2 protein-coding genes are annotated in these 540 nt (G+C 61.3%); both read right to left on the bottom strand.

Annotation, left to right across the window (positions count from 1 at the left end):
- The coding region (gene traD / locus QD357_RS32910) for a conjugal transfer protein TraD (protein ID WP_414126174.1) at nt 1-99 on the bottom strand (99 nt) is incomplete at its 3' end.
- A gap of 4 nt (nt 100-103) precedes the next feature.
- Nucleotides 104-400 carry a conjugal transfer protein TraC gene (traC, locus tag QD357_RS32905; protein ID WP_183940211.1) on the bottom strand — a complete coding sequence of 99 codons (297 nt, stop codon included), beginning with the start codon at nt 398-400 and terminating at the stop codon, nt 104-106.
- Nucleotides 401-540: the final 140 nt, after the last annotated feature.

The raw sequence follows: 540 nt of genomic DNA, 5'->3' as shown, positions 1-540 counted from the left end.
CTTCTCGTAGCGAAGACCGGCTTTGACGATCAAACCGCCGAGCTCGATCTTTTCCCGCGTGTCCTTCTTCCGGGCATCGGATGTTGTCGTGCGCGCCATCCGCTCAAGCTTCAGCAGTCCCGCCCGCAGCCGCGCCAGCCGCGTTCTGCGTGGACGGTGCGCTGGTTTCGCCGACGCCTGCTCCCCTCTTCCCTCCGGTCGTACGAACCTCGCCTCCGCGAAACCGCTTCGCCAGATCCTCGAAGGCCACCTGCAGCTCGGCCTCGTCGATTTCGATCTCGCCGAGACCTGCCTTCAGCGCGATCCGGCCGATCCGTTCGGCCTCACGCGTCTCTGCTGCCTTGAGCTGCTCCTGGAGTTTGGCGATTTCGTCGCGGATCTTCGAGGATGGTTTCTTCATTCCGTCTGTCTCCCTTGGGTGAGAAAGCGTGTCTTTCGAACCCAGTTTCAGGGAACTGATTGCGGAACGCACTACTGTGAATCCTACAATCGCCAAAGCGCGAGCTTTGGTGAATGATCCCGGCCGTTCCGAAGGAGCGG

It is taken from the genome of Rhizobium sp. BR 317, assembly GCF_047445835.1.
GTDB lineage: Bacteria > Pseudomonadota > Alphaproteobacteria > Rhizobiales > Rhizobiaceae > Rhizobium > Rhizobium paranaense.
The sequence above is the reverse complement of the archived record's forward strand: the minus strand, read 5'-3'. Positions and strand labels throughout refer to the sequence as shown.

Coding starts and splice junctions, on each gene's coding strand:
- traC (WP_183940211.1), bottom strand. CDS start 400: ATGAAGAAACCATCCTCGAAGATCCGCGACGAAATCGCCAAACTCCAG.